This is a genomic window from Qipengyuania citrea, assembly GCF_009828015.1.
Taxonomy (GTDB): Bacteria; Pseudomonadota; Alphaproteobacteria; order Sphingomonadales; family Sphingomonadaceae; genus Qipengyuania; species Qipengyuania citrea.
On sequence record NZ_WTYG01000022.1, the window covers coordinates 1 to 4,705 of the forward strand.

At 58.2% G+C, this 4,705-nt stretch carries 2 protein-coding genes; both read right to left on the reverse strand.

What is annotated here, in order from left to right; all coding sequences use genetic code 11:
• Positions 1 to 356: 356 nt before the first annotated feature.
• On the reverse strand, positions 357 to 2,153 hold the full coding sequence (locus GRI55_RS14785; protein WP_160767636.1) for a sensor domain-containing diguanylate cyclase: 1,797 nt from the start codon (positions 2,151 to 2,153) through the stop codon (positions 357 to 359).
• Between the two features lie 256 nt (positions 2,154 to 2,409).
• A partial coding sequence (locus GRI55_RS14790; RefSeq protein ID WP_160767637.1) for an EAL domain-containing protein occupies positions 2,410 to 4,705 on the reverse strand: 2,296 nt, incomplete at its 5' end.

Here is a 4,705-nt window from a genome sequence, read left to right on the forward strand (position 1 = left end):
ATGTGCGCAAGCGGCATGCGCGCGACTGTCGCCGCCGGTTGGCTCGATGCTCATGGGTTCGACCATCTCGATGTCTATTTGGGTTCGATGGGAGCGTGGGAGGCGAGGCGCGGCTAATATCGTTCCCACGATCGCCCATGTAGAGCCGCGGCTTACCTTTCATCGGAGCATCGTAGTCTGCCGGAAGCGGCCGACCACGGTCGACCGCTTCCGCGGCGCCCATGTCAGATGCGCAAAAATTCGAGATTTGATAGTTATCAATCAGCAGCTTATGCGGTCGCGGAAGCCTATGGCCGATAGTCAGCAGAAGGGAGCCGATCGCAGAACTTAAAACGAGCGTCGCATTCGATCGTCTTCTAGCCGGCCGACCGGAGCGTGTTGCGTCCGGCACGCTTGGCGACATAGAGCGCTTCGTCGGCTCGCCGGAGAAGGCTCTCGCCGGTCTCTCCCTCGGCAAGCTCTGCGATACCTATGCTAACAGTTACACGAGGGGTGCTGCCGCTCTTTGCAATTGAGCTTCGAACTCGCTCGGCGATGAGCATTGCGGTTTGCGTCGTCGTATCCGGTAGAATGATGACGAATTCCTCGCCTCCAAAACGGCCCACCATATCGCCAGCACGAAGCGCTTTGGCAGCGACATTTGCGACGCGCTTCAGCACCTCGTCGCCGGCATGGTGGCCATAGGTGTCATTGACCCTTTTGAAGTGGTCCACGTCGAACACTGCGACGGCCAGGGAACGGTCTTCCCGGCGGGCGGCTAATACCGCTTGGACTAATTCTGACGTCGTTCGGCGCCTGTTTGCTATACCGGTCAGTTGATCGGTTTCTGCTATGGTCTGGGCTTGCCGGGCAGCTTCTTCAGCACGGTTACGCGCTTTCTCGATCGCGGCTGCGTGCGAAACCTGAATAGTGATGTCTTGGACGATCCCGAACAGTCCGAAAGATCCGTCGCTTTCGATCTTGTCTATTTCGCCTCTTGATCGAACGTGCCGAATCTCGCCATTCGGTCGGACGATGCGAGCCGTAAAGTCGAAGTCGCAGCGATTTTCGATCGCGTGATCAATATGGTTGGTGACAATCTTTCGGTCGTCAGGGTGGTAAGCATTGATCGCCCCCTCTAGTGGTGGGGGCACACTGTCATCCAGCCCGAAAATATTAAACACTTCGCGCGACCAAACGATCTTGCTGGTTCGCACGTCGAGCCGCCAATGGCCGAGGTTCGCCGCCTCTTCGGCGAGTTCGAGCAGGCGTTTCTCCTCTGCAAGCTGGGTCACCACCTTTTTGCGCGAACCCAACAGCGCAGCGATTGGCAAAGCGGCGGCGAACAGCGTTAGCAGATAGAATTGGAGATAAATGCTTTTGGCAAGCGGTCCGATGCCAAAGAGGTTTTGCGCTGGCGACCATACGTTGAAAGTGAATGTGCTAAGGCCAGCTACAATAAGCACGCCTCCAGCTGCTCCGGTCGGGCCGAGTCGCGATGCTGACATAAGGACCGCAAGCATGGGTAGAAATAGGATGGGGGCGCCGGTCTGCGAGAAGACTACCCATGACACAATAGCCACTAGAGCAAATATTAGGAGACCTTCGAGCATAACTGAAGCCTGACCTATCCTCCCGTCGCTCCGGACCGCTTTAGCGCCAATCATAGCAAGAGGGGTGACGATCAGTATGCCGAGGAGGTCCGTCGAGAACCAAGAAAACCAGAATTCGATCGACGAAATCGGCGCCACGACCACCGCTATAGTAGCGCTCAATGCAGATCCCGCCGCCGCAGCCAAGCAAAACCAGACCAAATCGCTTGGCTGCGAAAAGGACAATCGACGTGGCAGTTGTTGCCTGAGAAACCACGCCGCAGCTATCGATTCTGAAATATTAGCGACGGTGAACCCGAATGAGATACCGAGCGAGTTCCCGGCTAGCACGTTTGCCGCAAGGCTTGCGGCACCAGCGGCGATTACGTGCCGATATGCTCGGCCCCATCCGCTAGACAGCAGTATCGCGAGTAGAATGCCGCTTGCAGGCCAGAGGATAGCGACGCCACCACTCCCTCCTACCAGCCCAAAAGTGATGGTGGCAGCCAGAAAATATACAATGCCGGTTGCGGTCGGCGGGAGGATGAAGCGAAAAAAGTGACCAGCGCGGTAAGTGGGCATGGGGGAGAGCTAAAGGGAATTGGTTAATGCCGCTTTAAGGCTTTTTTGGAGTGGGCGTATGGCGCTCTATCCGGTTCCAGCAACTTGCCTCAAGCTGGGTAGTGAGCTTGGTGCGCATATCGAATGATACAAATGGCTCATTCAAAATCAGCTCGGCGCGTAGGGGGCAAAAAGCGCCAGCGTAGTTCTTTGTAGGCGCCGCTATGTCTGTCGTCGCTGCTTGGGAAGTCCCGAGTTTCCGACTGACGATACTGGATTACGCTGCGGTCCTGGCAAGCGTATCCGAGGCTGTGCTGCTGGACAGGCAAAGCGCCAGCAATTCGCTGGCCGGAAGGGGACGAGATACGAAGTAGCCTTGTGCGAGATCGCATCCTACTTCGCGCAGAAAGTCGAGACATTCTACAGTCTCGATTCCTTCTGCGACGACCAGCAGGCCAAGAGCATGGGCGAGGTTCACCGTCGAGTGGACCAAAAGCGCATCGCTGCTGTCTTCATGTGCATTCTCGACGAAGCTTCGATCGATTTTCAATTCGCCGAGAGGCAGGGTCTTGAGATAGGTCAGCGTCGATTGCCCGGTGCCGTAGTCGTCTAGCGAAATCATGATGCCCATCCGCCGGTATCCCTCTAGCGCGCGCAAAGCGGCTGCCGGATCGGCCATGGTCGCTGACTCGGTAACCTCAAAAATGAGGTCGGAGGCAGATGTGTCGCTTACTTGGAGCGCGGCCCCTACAGCATCGAAGAATGCCGGAGAAATAAGCAGGCGCGCCGATATGTTCACTGCCGCCTTCACTTCGATGCCAGCGCCATGCCACTGCGCAAGATCCCGCAGGGTGCGCTGCAGAACGAACAGCGTCATATCCGCGATGTGATCGTTCTTTTCGGCTAGCGGGATGAAGCTGTCCGGGCTCAAATAGCCGCGCGTGGGATGATGCCAGCGGACGAGCGCTTCGACACTGGCGATACAGTCCGTCATCAGATCGAGCTTGGGCTGGTAGTGGACTTCGAGCTCATGGTTTTCGATCGCGTTGGCGAGTTCTCCCATTAGCGAAACCTGCTGCTCGAGAAGGTCCTGCTCGGCCGCCTCATGCATGTGCCAAACCTTGTCGTTGGCCAGCGCGGTGCTGGCTGCCAGCGAAGCTTCGGCAGTTGCCCCTGCAGCAGCGATGCCGAACACAATCGCGGGATCAACGCGCTTTCCGGAGATTTCTAACGGCCGTCGTAACTCGCGGCGCAGTTCAGTCAGCGTCTCTATGCGGGTTTCATGCGCCTCGTCGGAAATCCACGCAAGGCAGCGATCATCGATGCGGTAGACGATATCTCTGCCGCCCATTCGCGCCGCCAGACTCCCCATCAATGAGCCGATAGCATCCGCACCGATAACCGATTTGATTGCGTCGAAATTTGCGAGCATCGCGACGATGGTTTGGGCATTCTCCTGCGAACCATCGGCCTCGCGCAAAGCAAGGCGGTTCGGCAAGCCGCTTTCCTGGTCGATCCGCTTGCCGCGATACATTTCGCGGTAAAGCAATAAACCCGAACGCGCTGCGCCGGATGCCAGGACCAAGATCAGCCCGGCCACGATCCGGAAGTCCGCTCCAGCAAGGCTATATGCGGCGATATCGGCGCCGAAAAGCGCAGCAGCGCCAAGACCGGAGGTCGCTACGACGCGCGGATAGGTCTTTTGCGCGAAGACCAAGGCGGCACCCAGCGCGCCCACCAGCAGCGGAACCAGCCATCCTCCGAAAATGGGTATTCCGCCTAGCAATGTCTCCGCAGCGATCGCTTGTACGATCACTCCGGGTAGGACGCCGTGCCGCGGCGTCGCGTATCGATCCCCCATCTCGATCGCCGTCGCGCCAATGAGTATATCCTTGTCGGTAATCGTGGAAGGATCGAACCTTCCGCTCGCGACGTCGATGAAGCTGTATCGAGGTATCGATACGGGGTCGATCGCGAAGTCGACCGGGAATTGGTTACCGGCCTTTCCGGCCACGCCGGCAGCCTGAGCCGAAAGCGAGGGCCGGGGAACGCCCGCGGTCATCGTGCCCAAGGGCATGTTGCGCACCACGCCGTCGCTATCAGGTATGACGGAAACTGATGCCAGCGAAGCGTGTCGCCGCAATGACGCTATGGGCAAGGCATCGATCTGCCGGTCGGATTCGAAGCTTTCGCTCTGGCCAAATGTGGGAAGAACGATTTCGGCAGATGCTTCGCTCAGACTGCGCGCGAGTGCGGCGTCCTCGACCGGATTCGAAGTTGAGGAAAAATCGACGTCGAAAATGATTGAGCGGGCCCCAGCTTCATCCAGCGCGGCCACCACTTCGGCATAATTGCTGCGCGGCCAAGGCCATCGCTGGATCGCGGCAACGCTCGCCGCATCCATTTCGACGACTTGAATCTGACCGCTCGCGGTGCGGTCCCTCAGCCCAAAGCTTAAATTCCTCAAGCCATTGTCGAGTTCGCGAAAAGCCCCTGACTGCGCTGCCGACCCGATCGTGACGATAAGGAGAGCAGCGAGCAGGATGTTTTCCCACGGCAAGCGCGGCGGCACA